This window comes from Chryseobacterium sp. JJR-5R (assembly GCF_034047335.1).
Lineage (GTDB): Bacteria > Bacteroidota > Bacteroidia > Flavobacteriales > Weeksellaceae > Chryseobacterium.
Map to the genome: position 1 here is coordinate 3,611,858 of NZ_CP139137.1, position 14,337 is coordinate 3,626,194.

A 14,337-nucleotide genomic window follows, 5' to 3' on the forward strand; every position below is an offset into this window, starting at 1 on the left:
GATCATGATCAGCCTGAGTATATTATATATAACGCTGTAATCTTACAATTACTTTACTTCTTTCCCGCATGCTTTGATAAAAGCCCTGAACAGCGGATGCGGTGTTGCTACCGTACTCTTGTATTCCGGGTGATACTGAACCCCGACATAGAACGGATGGTTCGGCATTTCCAATGCTTCTACCAAACCTGTTTCCGGATTAGTTCCTGTTGCCAGGAAGCCGTTCATTTCAAATTCACCCATATAATCACTGTTGAATTCATACCGGTGACGGTGCCTTTCCGTAATATTTTTGCTTCCGTAGATATCATTCAGTGCAGAACCGTTTTTCAGGGAACATTTCCATGCCCCGAGACGCATGGTACCGCCTTTGTCCACTACGTTTTTCTGTTCTTCCATCAATGAAATTACCGGATGTTCCGTAGAAGTATCGAATTCCATGGAGTTGGCTTTTGAATACCCTAAAACATTTCTGGCAAATTCAATCGTCATAATCTGCATTCCCAGGCAGATCCCAAGCATCGGAACCTTATTTTCCCTTGCATATTGGGCCGTAAGGATCTTTCCTTCAATCCCCCGATCTCCAAAGCCCGGAGCCACTAGAATCCCGTTTACGCCTGCTAAAGTTTCTTTGATATTTTCACTGGTTAAGTCGCCGCTGTATACCCATCTGATCTTTACTTCAGTCTCCAGGTCGGCTCCGGCATGTTTGAAAGCCTCCGCAATGGAAATATAGGAATCCTGAAGGGAAATATATTTTCCTACCAATGCGATTTCTATCGTTCGTTTCGGGTTCTGGAATTTTTTAAGGAATGTTTTCCAGTCTTTAAGATCAGCTTCCTTATCACTTTTCAGATCCAGTTCCTTTAAAACCACATCATCGAAGTTCTGCTTCTGAAGATACATCGGAACTTCATAAATTGTTTCAAGGTCCTTACATTCAATAACATTGTCTAAAGAAACGTTACAAAACTGGGCAAGTTTCGCCCGCTGGTCTTTCGGGATTTTGTGTTCTGTTCTGCATACCAGAACATCTGCCATAATTCCGCTTTCCATCAGCTGGCGGACAGAGTGCTGTGAAGGTTTTGTCTTTAATTCCCCGCTTGAAGCAAGGTAAGGTAATAAGGTAAGGTGGATCACCATAGAATTCTTCTCACCCAGCTCCCATTTCAGCTGTCGGACCGTTTCGATGTAAGGCAGAGATTCAATGTCCCCTACCGTTCCGCCGATTTCAGTAATGATGATATCGTAGTTCTGTTTGGACAGGATTTTAATTCTCCTTTTAATTTCATTGGTAATATGAGGAATAACCTGAACGGTTTTCCCGAGGAAGTCTCCTTTTCTTTCTTTTTCAATAACCGTCTGGTAAATTTTCCCTGTGGTAACATTGTTGTTTTGGGAGGTGGGGGCGTCAAGGTAACGCTCATAATGGCCTAAATCCAGATCTGTTTCCGCACCATCTTCGGTTACATAGCATTCTCCGTGTTCATAAGGGTTCAGTGTTCCCGGGTCAATATTAATATAAGGATCCAATTTCTGGATCGTTACGTTAAAGCCGCGTGATTTTAGCAGAAGTCCCAGAGAAGCAGAAACGATTCCTTTCCCCAAAGATGAAGTTACACCTCCTGTCACAAAGATGTACTTTGTATTCTTTTTACTCATTAGATTAGGTTTGTGCAAAGTTATGGGAAAAAGAAAGACAAAGCAATTTTTTAGATTTATCAATTTGATAAATAGCAATTCTTTCCTGAATATAAAGAAACTTTTTACCTCTGTTTGATTTTACCAAAACGCAAAAAACCAGGATAATTTAAGGCCAGGTTAACCGCTGCTGCCCGATCCTGTAACATTAATTTTTTACAAAAAATAAATTTACGGCCTGTCAGGTTACCGTCTGCTTTATTCTACTGCGCGCGGAGCCCTGAACCTTTTGTGATTTCCCTAACTGCAATCGATCCAGGTTATTAAATAAAAAACCATTTTTAACTGGCACAAAAATTATTTCAAAGGCGATTAAATGACAAAAAATTAATTATTTTCGCTGCGAAAATAAAAGAGATAATGAAATCAGTCAGGTCTTCCCTCTTTATTTCTAAATATCATTATATCAAGAAATGCGAATGAATGAAAAACAATTAAAAATCCGGCAGCAGGCATTTGCATTAACACTCTGCACCATTGTCTTCATGGCTGTTTACAATTTTGCTGCCTGGTATGCTTCTTCTTTGGACCATGTGCCGTCATTCACCTTTGATTTTGAAAAATCTATTCCATTCGTGCCTTTGTCGATTATTCCGTACATGGCAGGCGGGCTTTTTTTCTGCACCGTATTTTTTTCATGTAAAAATAAAAATCAATTAAAAATATTAACATGGAGGATGCTTTTCGTAAGTATTACAGCCGGAATACTTTTTATTGCCGTTCCTTTACGGTTTTCATTTGCAAAACCTGAAGTTTCCAGTGTTATTTTGGGACTGCCTTTTTCGTTTTTAAAAACATTTGACTCACCTTTCAACCAATCCCCGTCGCTGCATATTGCTTTTGCCTTTATATTCTGGTCCGTGTTTAAAGATCTTTCAAAGTGGCGGCGCAGTTTCCTGATGGTCTGGCTGATTCTTCTGGGAGTTTCGACATTGACCACTTATCAGCATCATCTGATTGATATTTTAACCGGAGCCATTCTTGCACACATCAGCTTTATTATCATTCCTTACTACAAAAATGATCCTGAATACCGGAATTCCCGGATGGCCAATTATTATTTTTTATCAGGGTGGATTTTCCTTTCGGCTGCCTTATTACTCAGCAAATACATCGGAAATGCAGGGTTGATACTTTTCTTACCTGCATTGGCAATGATTATTGTGGGTTACTATTATCAGAAAAAGAATGGAGGGATTTCAATAAAATAGCAGCCCCATCATTTCTGCTTATAACAAAAAAAGGTTTCCAAAATATTGAAAACCTTTACCAAACCAAATTATATATGAAAATTCCTATTGCTTGATCAGCTCAAAATATACATTAACATCAACATCTTTAGCTACGCCTGCACCCGTAGGATCATATTTGATATTATAATCCAGACGGTTTACTTTAAATACAGCCTGGAAGCCCATTACTTCTTTTCCCTGCTGGTTCTTTGTTACCCCGCCAAAAGTTACCGGAACACTTACTTCTTTAGAAACATCTTTAATCGTCAGTTTCCCTTTTAAGGTATACATATTATTTTTACCCTTTGTTAAAGAACTGGATTCGAATGTCATGGTCGGAAACTTTTCACTGTCAAAAAAATCTGCACTTTTCAAATGCTTATCCCTCATTTCAACAGCTGTGTTGACGGAGTTTACATCCACGACGAAAGAAAGCTGTGCGTTGTCAAGAGTATTGGCTTTCGTTACGGCTTTTCCTTCAAATTTATCAAAGCTTCCCTGGACAAAGCTGATCCCCATATGCTTGATATTGAAATTTATGGAAGAATGCATCGTGTCTGTCTGCCAGATGGTCTGTGCAAAACCAACAATACTTAAAAGTGCAAATACAAAAGTTAAGAATACTTTTTTCATTGTATATATTTTTTAAATTAATCTTAGACAAAGGTATACTGATTATAATGACTGGGCATTGACCTATGGTAGTTTTATCATTTATTTAAATTCTTTGATGCTGAGTTTTTTCATAATTTTACAGTATGGCAAAATTAAGAACTGCATATTTCTGTCAGAACTGCGGAACCCAGTACTCCCAGTGGATGGGACAATGCAAGAACTGTGGAGAATGGAATACCTTGGTGGAAGAAGTCGTTGAAAAGACCTCATCCAAAACACCGCCGTTTTCAAAATTAAAACAAAACGTAATCAACATCATTGAGGTTGAAACCAGTGAAGAACCGAGAATCAAAACCCCTTCCGAGGAACTGAACCGGGTACTGGGAGGCGGAATTGTATTAGGTTCCGTTACCTTAATCGGCGGCGAGCCGGGAATCGGTAAATCAACTTTGCTTCTTCAGTTAGCCCTGAAAATGAAGAAAAAAATCTTCTATGTTTCCGGGGAAGAAAGTGCCTCGCAAATCAAGATGAGAGCCGACCGGTTGACGGATATCCAGAACCCTAACTGCTTTCTTTTTACGGAAACTTCGCTGGAAAAAATCCTTCACGAAGCGAAAAAGCTGGAGCCGGACTTCGTCATCATCGATTCTATACAAACCCTGCAGTCACAGCTGATTGAGAGCTCACCGGGAACCGTTTCCCAGATCAGGGAATGTTCCAATGAAATCATCAAATACGCCAAAGAAAACAATGTCCCGGTCTTTCTGGTCGGCCATATCACCAAAGACGGACAGATTGCCGGACCGAAAGTCCTGGAACACATGGTGGATGTTGTACTGAACTTTGATGGCGACAGGAACCACCTTTTCCGTTTATTAAGAGCCAACAAGAACCGTTTCGGGTCTACTGCCGAAATCGGGATCTATGAAATGGTTTCCCAGGGTTTAAAGGAAATTAAAAACCCTTCCGAAATCTTAATTACTAAAAAATTCGAGGAACTTTCCGGAAACTCCGTTGCCGTTACTTTGGAAGGCAACCGGCCGATGCTTTTGGAAATCCAGGCACTGGTGAGTACGGCCGTCTATGGTACGCCACAAAGAAGCTCTACAGGATTTGATGCAAAAAGGCTGAATATGCTTTTGGCAGTCCTGGAAAAAAGAGCAGGTTTCCAATTGGGTGCAAAAGATGTTTTCTTAAATATCACCGGGGGAATTAAAACCGATGACCCGGCACTGGACCTGGCCGTAGTGGCCTCTATCCTTTCTTCCAATGAAGACATTGCCATTTCCGAGCATTACTGTTTTGCAGGGGAAATCGGGCTGAGCGGTGAAATCAGGCCGATCGCACAGGCCGAACAGCGGATTACCGAAGCGGAAAAGTTAGGCTATGAAAAGATTTTTATTTCCAATCTAAATAAACTTCCGAAGAAGAAATTCGGGATCAAGATTGAAGAAGTGAGCAAAATTGAGGATTTTCACGAAAGGCTTTTTTAACAAACACACAAATGTACCATAATGAAAACCGGTATTCTGGATTATTACAACAACCTTGCGAAAACGTATGATGAAAACCGGTTTGGGAATTCCTACGGTCAATATATCGATCGGCAGGAAAAAAATTTCCTGATGTCTTTTTTCAAAGATAAAAAATATTCAAAAGTTCTTGATCTGGGATGCGGTACTGGCCGCTTGCTGGATTTTGCAACCCATGGAGCAGATTTCAGTGAAGAAATGCTGGATATGGCCAGGAAAAAGCATTCCGGAAAAATTTTATTAAAAGGTAAAATTTCAAAAATTCCCTTTGCAGATGAATTTAACTGTATTTTCTGTTTTCATGTAATCATGCATCAAAACATAAAAGAAACGGAAGCTTTTCTAAATGAATGTTATTCGAAACTGAATAAAAAAGGAACTTTAATTTTCGATTATCCAACTAAAAGAAGGCAGAAAGTTGTTTCTCCGCAGGAAGATTGGCATGCAAGTAACTGCTTTACACCAAAAGAGATTTCTGAAATATCCGAAAAAAGATGGAAAATAGAAAATACGACCGGAATTTTACTGTTCCCGATTCACAGAATTCCTAAAAGCCTTAGAAAATTTTTTCTTCCTCTGGATATTTTATTGTGTAAAACATTTCTAAAAAACTGGGCTTCTTATCACATTGCTATTTTGGAAAAGAGATGAAACATCAGTTAAGAAAATGGCTCCCCTATCATTGGAAAATGCAGTTGAAACTATTGCAAAGATATTTTGATGAAAGAAAAAACCAATATTGTTACTCGAAAAATTACAACCTGGATAAAATTGGAAAACATGAGATTGAACTTCGCCAAATTATTAAAAAAAGTGAGTTTCATGAGAATAAAATTCATAATTTAAAAATTGTCGGAGAAAAAATAAACAATCTTATTATTAATCCCAATGAAGTTTTTTCTTTCTGGAAGTTGATTGGAAGACCTACTGAAAACAATGGCTTTAAAGAAGGAAGAAATTTGATTAACAACAATATTTCAAGTGATTTCGGAGGCGGAATCTGTCAGTTTTCTTCCATTTTATATTTTCTTGCTTTACAGTCTGGTTTAAAAATCATTGAGAGATTTAATCATTCCATTGATATTTATAAAGAGTATGAGCGTTTTACTCCTTTAGGATCGGACTGTACGGTTGTCTATGGCTATAAAGACCTGCAGATACAGAATCCGTTTTCATTTCCTGTTCAATTAAAATGTCTGGTTAGTAATAATGAACTTACGATTAGCTTGATCTCTTCAGAAGAAATCTTTAAAATACCCATTGATTTTAAATATTCAGAAACGGGAAGAGGAGTTTGGGTAGAAACACTTGGTAACAATAGGATTCTGACTAAAAATTTCTATATTCGTTTATGAATTATTTAGCCCATTCCTTTTTATCTTTCACTGACGGGCAGATTGTCGGGCAGTTCCTCGAAGATTTTATCCGGAACAAAGACCGGTATTCTTTCCCGAAAGATATCCAGGACGGAATCATTCTGCACCGGGCCGTTGACACGTTCACAGATTCCCATTCGGCGATCCATGAAGCCAAAAAAGCATTTGCACCGCTGGTAAGGTTATATGCCGGAGCATTCGTAGATGTAGCAATGGATTATTTTGTAGCCAATGATTTACATTTAAACTCACTGAAAGGCTGGAAAGACCATTCACGGAAAGTCTACCGCGTCCTGAATGAACATTATGAATTTCTCCCTGAAAATTTCCGAAGGATGCTTGAAAAAATGGAACAGGACGACTGGCTTTACCATTACCGTTACGACCAGAATATCAAATTCAGCATGCGGAATGTACTGAACAAGGCAAAATATTTAGATAAAGATATTCCTGTATTTGAGGCTTTCCTGGACCATAAAGATATGCTCCAAAAATGCTATGACGATTTTTTTCCTGATCTGCTGGAACATGCCAAAGGAATCAATGCACTTTTACAGCTGGAAAACTAAAATTGTTGGAATAAATAACGGTTTGGATACGTCAGTCTTTCACTTTTTCTTTCTCCGTTGACAATGATGTGGACAATATTCATCTGGTCGTCAAACAGGTTATAGAGAATGCTTACGGCTGCTTCCACCTTTTTGGGGCTGTCAATTTTTTCAGATTCCAGATAAATATTTACCGATTCATGGTCTTCTTCATAACCGATGAAGTTTACTTTGAGAAATGTATTGTTGGATTTAAGCTTAAAGTATTCAGCAGCATAATTTTTAAATACCTCCTGAAGCGGTGCCTTAAATTTCGGATCATTAAAATGAAGTGATTTCCCGTATTTTTCATTCAGTCCGTTCTCAAGGTCGTCCAGAAAAAAACGTCCTGTTACTTCAAAAGTTTTGGACTTCGGGTTATAGTTAATCTCCACTGATCCTACATGATAAGGATGTTTTGCTTTCGTAAAAGAGCAAAGCAGTAGTAAGGGAAATAACAGGAAAAATATTTTTTTCATTATAGTAAATCAATTATTTTTTGCGGATCCTGTCTCATGTCAAAGAAAAGCAGAACAATGATCCTTTCTTTGGCTTCTGTTCTGAAGAACATTCTTACATGTTTTTTACCGATTAAAACACTTCGCGTATTTTTTGTCGATTTTTGAAATTGCTGATAATACCCTTTCTCTAAATCGGTTACGATTCTCTGTACATCTTCAAGAAAAATTCTGATCTCCCGGTAAGTCCAGGTAATTTCTAGAAAAGCGATATGATCCGATAAAGTTTCCCTTGCTATTTTTGAGAATTCAACCTGCATATTTCCCCGTCAATATATTTAAAAAACGCTTCTTTTGAAATAAGGTCTTCATCCTTTAAACTCGCTCCATATTCTTCAATCCTTTCAAAAACATGTACAGGTAGCCCTTCTACAGTTTCATATTCTGCATTGATAATTTTTACTCCTTTTAAACTTTCCAGAAGCTTTTTAATAAAGGGGTAATCATCCTGGTTTTCTATTTCTATTGTAAGGTTCATCAATTTGATTTTATACAAAGTTAAAATAAATTTTGTATCATCGCATTTCGAAAAATAATTTAACAATGCAGGACTTTTTATTTTACCTCAACCTGGGCTGGGAACATATTATTTCGCTGGATGCACTGGACCATCAGCTGTTTGTACTGGCTTTAATTGCCGTATATTCCTTTAATGACCTGAAGAAAATCTTGATTCTGGTTACGGCTTTTACCATCGGGCATTCCATTACCCTCGCACTGAGTATTTTTGATATCGTCAGGATCAATTCCGCTTGGGTGGAATTCCTGATTCCGCTGACCATTGTCATTACCTCACTGGATAACATCCTGATGAAAAATAAAAAGCAGACGCTGATGAAAGCCAATTATTACCTGGCCCTGGTTTTCGGGCTGATCCACGGGATGGGCTTTGCCAATACCGCCAGGGTGATGATTGCCAAGAGCCAGGGTATTGCCGTTCCGCTTCTGGGCTTCAATATCGGACTGGAATTAGGGCAGATTGCCATTGTTTTCGGTATTTTAATCCTGCTGTTTATCCTGCTTAAGGTTTTTAAAGTCAACCAGAAAGACTGGGTACTTTTTGTTTCTTCAGGGGTCTTTGCCTTATCATTAAAAATGACGCTGGAAAGAATTCCTTTTTAAGGCTGAAACTTTTCCGGCTTTTCAGCTACTTATTATTATATTTGAAAATCCTTAAAACAATTTCGGTTATGAAATTAAAAGTTGCCATACTTTCCCTTTCTGTATTTGCGTATACAGGTTTCACCGCACAAAATATTCAGAACAATCCGGGGAGCAACCACGGAAACAGGTTTGAACAGCTGGGCACCATCCTTCCTACGCCAAATATTTACAGAACCGCTTCGGGAGCACCGGGCCACGGCTACTGGCAGAACAGAGCCGATTACAATATTACGGCATATCTTGATGAAGATAAAAGAAACCTTAAAGGTTCTGAAACCATCACTTACTATAACAATTCCCCGGATGAGCTGGATTACATCTGGCTCCAGCTGGACGAAAACCAGCAGTCGACGGTAAAAAAAGCGGATTTCCCTTCCTCCTCTACCCTTCCGAAAGCATCCAACGATCAGCAGCTGCGCCCGACAGAATTGCCCCTTTCAGATAACGGATACGGCGTGAACCTTGAAAAAGTAACGGATGCTTCCGGAACGCCTCTGAAATATACCGTCAATAAAACCATGATGCGTATTGACCTGCCTAAAGTCCTGAAAAAGGGAGATAAGCTTGTTTTTAAAATCGACTGGAACTACAATATCCCGAACCGGATAAAAATGGGCGGCCGAGGCGGATATGAAAACTTTGCTGAAGACGGAAACGACCTGTATACCATGACCCAGTGGTATCCGAGAATGTGCGTGTACAGCGATTTCCACGGATGGCAGAACCACCAGTTTACCGGACGCGGGGAATTTGCCCTGGTTTTCGGGAACTTTAAAGTTTCCATGAACGTTCCTGCAGACCATGTGGTAGGCGGAACCGGCGAATGTAAAAACTACGATCAGGTATTGACACCTGACCAGCTGGCGAGATATAATAAATCCAGAACAGCAGCAGAGCCGGTTGAGATTGTGACGCTGGATGAAGCCAGAAAAGCGGAAAAAAACCATTCAAAACAGAGAAAAACCTGGAATTTCGAAGCCAATGACGTACGGGACTTTGCATGGACGTCTTCGAGAAAATTCGTATGGGACGGAATGGGCGTTACCATTCCTGAAAACAACAATAAGGTAATGGCCATGAGCTTTTATCCAAAAGAAGCGTATAACTTATACCGTAAATATTCAACAAAAGCCGTAGCGCACACCATCAAAACCTATTCGGAATTTACAATTCCGTACCCTTACCCGGTTGCCCAATCGGTAGAAGCAGCCAACGGCATGGAATATCCGATGATCTGCTTCAACTACGGAAGAACGGAAAAAGACGGAACCTATTCCGAAGGCATCAAAAACGGGATGCTGGGCGTGGTGATCCACGAAGTAGGACACAACTTCTTCCCGATGATCATCAACTCAGACGAAAGGCAGTGGAGCTGGATGGATGAAGGCCTGAATACATTTGTGGAATACCTTACGGAAGAACGCTGGGACAATAAATTCCCATCCAAAAGAGGACCGGCCTGGACGATTACAGACTATATGAAGCTTCCGAAAGACCAGTTGGAACCCATCATGTCAAACTCGGAAAACATTATTCAGTTCGGCCCGAATGCCTATTCAAAACCGGCAACAGGGTTAAATATCCTCCGTGAAACCATTATGGGGCGCGAACTTTTTGATAAAGCATTTAAAACCTATGCCAAAAGGTGGGCATTCAGGCATCCTGAACCTGCTGATTTCTTCCGCACCATGGAAGACGCAAGCGGTGAAGACCTGGACTGGTTCTGGAGAGGCTGGTTCTACGGGACGGATCCTGTAGACATCGCTATTGACAAAGTAACCATTGCAGCCCCTGATTTAAATACCGCCCCGAGGGAAACTAAAGAGATAAAATATAAAGTAGACAAACCTGCCCAGAATGATTTTGAAGACATCTCTAAAATCAGGAACAGAACGGATAAAAACATTACCTTCTACGTAGATAAAGACAAAGAAGCCCAGGATTTTTATTACCGGTATGACAGAGGCCAGGAAAAAGTAGACAATACCAAGGAATACATCTTCAAATCTGAGGGTACCGAACCGTTAACGCAAAAGGAAAAGGATAAATTTAAAAACCTTACGGCCTATCAGATTGACTTTACCAATAAAGGCGGGCTGGTAATGCCGGTGATCCTTGAGTTCACCTTTGAGGACGGAACCAAATCAACGGATAAGTCCTCTGCACAGATCTGGAGACTGAATGAGCAGAAGGCATCCAAGACCTATTATTTCGACAAAAAACTGAAATCCATCCAGCTGGATCCGATGAGGGAAACCGCTGATATTGACACTTCAAACAATTTCTGGAGCAGCGACGGCGGAAATACCCAGGTTTCTAAATTCGATCTCTTTAAGCAGAAAGAAGCCGGAAGCACAAGAGGTGCCTCCAGCGGCAGGGTCAACCCGATGCAGGCGGCAGGGAAGAAAAATTAATAAAAAAAACGGCTCATTGATTTCAATGGCCGTTTTTTATTTTTAAAGAATAGAGAACGTTGCGATAATGGTACTTTTCTCATCCAGTGAATTAGGGTTGGTTACCGTAATTCCGTATTCTCCCGGAGGCTTGTCCTTTAAAGTGATTAGGTATGAGCTCTCCCCGTATTTTTTTCCTGTGAAAGCAAGATAATGCAGCTTATTCGTTTTCGTAGTTCCAAAAGTATTAACGGAAGCCATCTCCGCTCTTCTGAATTTTTTGTTGGAATCGAACTCAAAAATTTTGATGATTGCCATCGGATCCGTGTTGTTGTCTACAGCCCTTACGATGAACTGGATGTCATCTCCTGACTTTACTTTTGTAGCAGAACAGCAGCCGTCGATCTGCAGTTTGGATCTTATACTTCCAAAACCGGTAATCACCATTCCCGCATTCATGGCAGAACGGGTTTGTGTGGCATGTTTTTCCAACAGCACCGTACTGTGATCCGGCTTCAGCATTAAGCATTCGCCGATAAATTCCGGTTCTTCCATATTCTGGGCATACACAGCGGTACCGCAGAAGCTGATTGCAGCTAATAGTAAAATTTTTCTCATTTAACTCAGTTTTCTTAATTATTCTGCAAAAATATCATTTAATTCCAAATAAAAAAGGCCTTTGCATCAATTTATTTCAATTCCCGGATCAAACAAATATCTGCCAAAATTTCACATTAGCCTGTAAAAATTCTGCCATTTCAGACAAAGACCGGTGATGGCATACATTTAGCCAATTACAAGACAGAATAATTAAAACATTAAACATATTATGTCAGTAAACTTTAAACCATTAGCAGACAGAGTTTTGATCGAGCCGATCGCTGCAGAAACTAAAACCGCTTCAGGTATTATTATTCCGGACACGGCAAAAGAAAAACCACAGGAAGGCACCGTGGTAGCAGCGGGTCCCGGTAAAAAAGACGAGCCTACGACGGTACAGGTAGGTGACAAAGTTCTTTACGGTAAATATTCAGGTTCTGAATTAAAACTGGACGGAAAAGATTATTTAATTGTGAAAGAAAGTGATCTTTTAGGAATTATTGGGTAAAGGGCAGTAGGCAGTAGGCTATAAGCAATAGGCTATGAGAGACTATAAAAGATATGATACCTGGAAAATTTCCCATGAACTTGTAAAGGAAATTTATCTCATTTCTGAAAACTTTCCAAAATCAGAACTTTTTGGATTGACTTCTCAAATCAGGAGAGCATCAATCTCTATTCCCACAAACATTGCTGAAGGCTGCGGAAGATCTACGGACAAAGAATTTGCAAGATTTTTAGAAATAAGTATTGGTTCAACAAATGAAACCGAATATTTACTTTTACTTGCTTATGATTTAGGTTTCACTTCCGAAGACCAGCTGGCCAGCCTTAATCCTAAACTGAACTTGATCAGACAAAAACTTATACAACTTAGAAAAAAATTATTAAATAATAATTAACAGCTTGCGGGCAAAGCTTACTGCTTACCGCCTAAAGCTTAAAGCTAAAAATTATGGCAAAAGAAATAAAATTCGATATCGAGTCTAGAGACGCTTTAAAAAGAGGGGTTGATGCATTGGCAAATGCAGTAAAAGTTACGTTAGGCCCAAAAGGGAGAAACGTAGTGATTGAAAAATCTTTCGGGGCTCCCCACGTAACTAAGGATGGGGTTTCCGTAGCAAAAGAAATCGAACTTGAAGACCGTGTGGAAAACATGGGAGCGCAGATGGTAAAAGAAGTAGCTTCCAAAACCAATGATATCGCAGGAGACGGTACCACTACCGCTACCGTTCTGGCACAGGCTATCGTAAGAGAAGGCCTTAAGAACGTTGCAGCAGGGGCAAACCCAATGGATCTGAAAAGAGGGATCGACAAAGCGGTAACGGCAGTGGTGGCTAATCTTAAAGAGCAGTCTAAAGAAGTAGGAGATTCTACGGAAATGGTGAAGCAGGTAGCTTCCGTCTCTGCAAACAACGACGAAACCATCGGATCTTTGATCGCTGAAGCGTTCGGGAAAGTAGGTAAAGAAGGGGTAATCACGGTAGAAGAAGCAAAAGGAATCGATACAACGGTAGACGTTGTAGAAGGGATGCAGTTTGACAGAGGGTACCAGTCGCCTTATTTCGTGACAAATCCTGAGAAAATGGTGGCTGAGGTAGAAAACCCGTACATCCTTTTGGTAGAGAAAAAAATCTCTTCCATGAAAGAATTGCTTCCGGTTCTTGAACCGATTGCACAGGGAGGAAAATCTTTATTGATCATCTCTGAAGAAGTGGAAGGCGAAGCTTTGGCTACTTTGGTGGTAAATAAATTAAGAGGTTCTCTTAAAATTGCTGCGGTAAAAGCTCCTGGATTCGGGGACAGAAGAAAAGCGATGCTTGAAGATATCGCGATCTTAACAGGCGGTACCGTAGTTTCTGAAGAACAGGGCTTCACCATGGAAAACATTACCATGGATATGCTGGGAACGGCTGAAAAAGTAACCATTGACAAAGATAACACCACTATTGTAAACGGTGGCGGTGAAGAAAGCAAGATCAAAGGCCGAGTAAGCCAGATCAAAGCGCAGATGGAAACCACGACTTCTGATTACGACAGAGAGAAACTTCAGGAAAGACTGGCTAAATTAGCCGGCGGTGTTGCCGTATTGTACGTAGGTGCAGCTTCTGAAGTGGAAATGAAAGAGAAAAAAGACAGAGTGGATGATGCATTAAATGCAACAAGAGCTGCCGTTGAGGAAGGTATTGTTGCCGGTGGCGGTGTTGCTTTGGTAAGAGCCATCGATGCTTTAACCAATCTTCAAGGGATTAATGCAGACGAAACAACAGGGATCAAAATCGTAAAAAGAGCGATCGAAGAGCCGTTGAGACAAATCGTTGCCAACGCAGGCGGTGAGGGTTCCGTAATCGTAGCGAAAGTAGCGGAAGGAACTGCTGATTTCGGGTACAATGCAAAAACCGACGAGTATGTCAACATGCTTGAAGCAGGAATCATCGACCCTACAAAAGTAACCAGAGTTGCCCTTGAAAATGCAGCTTCCGTTTCAGGAATGCTTCTTACTACGGAATGTGTAATCACTGAAGTGAAGAAAGACGAACCAGCCATGCCAATGGGTGGCGGAATGCCGGGAATGATGTAGTCTTAACCGATACAGATAAATTTAAAACCGTTCTGCTT

Annotated in this window: 16 protein-coding genes; 10 read left to right on the plus strand and 6 right to left on the minus strand. The window is 40.3% G+C overall.

Features of this window, described 5'->3' with window-relative positions:
* Positions 1-48: 48 nt before the first annotated feature.
* Positions 49-1,662, minus strand: coding sequence for a CTP synthase (locus tag SD427_RS15880; protein ID WP_320558772.1), 1,614 nt, complete (start codon positions 1,660-1,662; stop codon positions 49-51).
* Between the two features lie 458 nt (positions 1,663-2,120).
* On the opposite strand from SD427_RS15880, the gene SD427_RS15885 reads away from it, so the two are divergent.
* Positions 2,121-2,912: a phosphatase PAP2 family protein gene (locus tag SD427_RS15885; RefSeq protein ID WP_320558773.1), complete on the plus strand. Its 792-nt coding sequence runs from the start codon at positions 2,121-2,123 to the stop codon at positions 2,910-2,912.
* A gap of 84 nt (positions 2,913-2,996) precedes the next feature.
* Here the strand turns inward: SD427_RS15885 and SD427_RS15890 are convergent, their stop codons facing one another.
* Positions 2,997-3,566 carry a YceI family protein gene (locus tag SD427_RS15890; protein ID WP_320558774.1) on the minus strand — a complete coding sequence of 190 codons (570 nt, stop codon included), beginning with the start codon at positions 3,564-3,566 and terminating at the stop codon, positions 2,997-2,999.
* 125 nt (positions 3,567-3,691) lie between these two features.
* Between SD427_RS15890 and radA the strand changes: the two genes are divergently transcribed.
* From radA to SD427_RS15910, 4 genes are read left to right on the plus strand one after another with little or no spacing between them, the layout of a single operon-like run.
* Positions 3,692-5,041 (plus strand): DNA repair protein RadA, encoded by a 1,350-nt coding sequence (radA, locus tag SD427_RS15895; protein WP_320558775.1) that lies wholly within the window; start codon positions 3,692-3,694, stop codon positions 5,039-5,041.
* A 21-nt stretch (positions 5,042-5,062) separates the two neighbouring features.
* Complete coding sequence (locus SD427_RS15900) at positions 5,063-5,731, plus strand: class I SAM-dependent DNA methyltransferase (RefSeq protein ID WP_320558776.1); 669 nt, start codon at positions 5,063-5,065, stop codon at positions 5,729-5,731.
* Positions 5,728-6,435: a VanW family protein gene (locus SD427_RS15905; protein ID WP_320558777.1), complete on the plus strand. Its 708-nt coding sequence runs from the start codon at positions 5,728-5,730 to the stop codon at positions 6,433-6,435. Before SD427_RS15900 ends, SD427_RS15905 begins: the two co-directional genes overlap by 4 nt.
* Positions 6,432-7,025, plus strand: coding sequence for an ACP phosphodiesterase (locus SD427_RS15910; RefSeq protein WP_320558778.1), 594 nt, complete (start codon positions 6,432-6,434; stop codon positions 7,023-7,025). The genes SD427_RS15905 and SD427_RS15910 overlap by 4 nt, the downstream gene beginning before the upstream one ends.
* Here the strand turns inward: SD427_RS15910 and SD427_RS15915 are convergent.
* Genes SD427_RS15915 through SD427_RS15925 form a run of 3 tightly spaced genes read right to left on the minus strand, consistent with a single transcriptional unit; the run spans position 7,022 to position 8,039 of the window.
* Positions 7,022-7,522 (minus strand): DUF6702 family protein, encoded by a 501-nt coding sequence (locus SD427_RS15915; protein ID WP_320558779.1) that lies wholly within the window; start codon positions 7,520-7,522, stop codon positions 7,022-7,024. The genes SD427_RS15910 and SD427_RS15915 overlap by 4 nt on opposite strands.
* Positions 7,522-7,821, minus strand: a complete 300-nt coding sequence (locus SD427_RS15920; protein ID WP_320558780.1) for a hypothetical protein — start codon at positions 7,819-7,821, stop codon at positions 7,522-7,524. Before SD427_RS15920 ends, SD427_RS15915 begins: the two co-directional genes overlap by 1 nt.
* Positions 7,797-8,039 (minus strand): hypothetical protein, encoded by a 243-nt coding sequence (locus SD427_RS15925; protein ID WP_320558781.1) that lies wholly within the window; start codon positions 8,037-8,039, stop codon positions 7,797-7,799. Before SD427_RS15925 ends, SD427_RS15920 begins: the two co-directional genes overlap by 25 nt.
* A gap of 65 nt (positions 8,040-8,104) precedes the next feature.
* Here SD427_RS15925 and SD427_RS15930 point away from each other — a divergent pair, with 65 nt between their 5' ends.
* A complete protein-coding gene (locus SD427_RS15930) occupies positions 8,105-8,683 on the plus strand; it encodes a HupE/UreJ family protein (RefSeq protein ID WP_320558782.1) in 579 nt (192 codons plus the stop codon).
* Positions 8,684-8,751: 68 nt separating this feature from the next.
* Positions 8,752-11,139, plus strand: a complete 2,388-nt coding sequence (locus tag SD427_RS15935) for a M1 family metallopeptidase (protein WP_320558783.1) — start codon at positions 8,752-8,754, stop codon at positions 11,137-11,139.
* 42 nt (positions 11,140-11,181) lie between these two features.
* Here SD427_RS15935 and SD427_RS15940 read toward each other — a convergent pair whose 3' ends face one another.
* Positions 11,182-11,736, minus strand: a complete 555-nt coding sequence (locus SD427_RS15940) for a hypothetical protein (protein ID WP_320558784.1) — start codon at positions 11,734-11,736, stop codon at positions 11,182-11,184.
* 211 nt (positions 11,737-11,947) lie between these two features.
* Between SD427_RS15940 and groES the strand changes: the two genes are divergently transcribed.
* From groES to groL, 3 genes are read left to right on the plus strand one after another with little or no spacing between them, the layout of a single operon-like run.
* Entirely contained in the window at positions 11,948-12,226 is a 279-nt protein-coding gene (gene groES, locus SD427_RS15945; protein ID WP_320558785.1) for a co-chaperone GroES, read from the plus strand.
* Positions 12,227-12,260: 34 nt separating this feature from the next.
* Positions 12,261-12,620 (plus strand): four helix bundle protein, encoded by a 360-nt coding sequence (locus SD427_RS15950; protein ID WP_320558786.1) that lies wholly within the window; start codon positions 12,261-12,263, stop codon positions 12,618-12,620.
* A gap of 53 nt (positions 12,621-12,673) precedes the next feature.
* Positions 12,674-14,299, plus strand: coding sequence for a chaperonin GroEL (gene groL / locus SD427_RS15955; protein WP_320558787.1), 1,626 nt, complete (start codon positions 12,674-12,676; stop codon positions 14,297-14,299).
* Positions 14,300-14,337 lie beyond the last annotated feature (38 nt).